This window comes from Peptostreptococcus anaerobius 653-L (assembly GCF_000178095.1).
GTDB classification, from domain to species: Bacteria; Bacillota; Clostridia; order Peptostreptococcales; family Peptostreptococcaceae; genus Peptostreptococcus; species Peptostreptococcus anaerobius.
In genome coordinates, this window is the sequence record NZ_ADJN01000022.1 from 1 (window position 1) to 704 (window position 704).

Genomic DNA, 704 nt, shown 5'->3' on the forward strand with positions numbered 1-704 from the left:
TAGTCCATAGATACTGACCACGAACGATATGTTAGTTTCTTGAGTTTCCTCTTAAACCTATTTATCGAATCTTTATGTGGTCTGGCTTCCCATTTTCCATTCATTTTCACAAAGCCAAATCCTAGGTACTTGAGCCTCGTTGGTTTTGTGACTTTGGATTTAGTAGCATTTACCTTAAGGCTTAACTTCCTCTCTATCCACGATGTGACCGTATGCATCACTCTATTTGCAGCTGCACTGCTTGCAACGGTTATTATACAGTCATCTGCATATCTAACAAAGTGCAATCCTCGTGCTTCTAACTCTTTGTCTAATTCATTGAGCATTATGTTACTGAGCAGAGGGGATAAGTTACCTCCTTGGGAGTTCCTATAGTGGTTTCTTTGTATTTCCCTTTTACCATAACTCCAGCTCTTAGATACTTAGTTACAAGAGATATTACATCTGGGTCTTTCACCGTTTTACCTACAAGGTACATAAGTTTGTCCTGTGGTACGTTATCAAAGAACTTTTCTAGGTCAATGTCCACTACGTATGTGTATCCATCATTTAGATATTCTAGTAGCTTTACTATTGCTTGTTGTGCTCTTCTACCTGGTCTAAAACCATAACTATGTTCACTAAACTGCGGCTCAAATATTGGTGTTAGAACTTGGGTAATTGCTTGTTCTATGATTCTGTCTACTACTGTTGGAATTCCAAGA

Annotated in this window: 2 protein-coding genes; both read right to left on the reverse strand. The window is 38.4% G+C overall.

Annotated elements, in window-relative coordinates:
- Nucleotides 1–326, reverse strand: a 326-nt coding sequence (locus HMPREF0631_RS10320; RefSeq protein WP_330360451.1) for a reverse transcriptase domain-containing protein, incomplete at its 3' end; no start/stop codon positions are given.
- The coding region (locus HMPREF0631_RS10325; RefSeq protein WP_002843374.1) for a reverse transcriptase domain-containing protein at nucleotides 326–704 on the reverse strand (379 nt) is incomplete at its 5' end. The genes HMPREF0631_RS10320 and HMPREF0631_RS10325, both read right to left, overlap by 1 nt.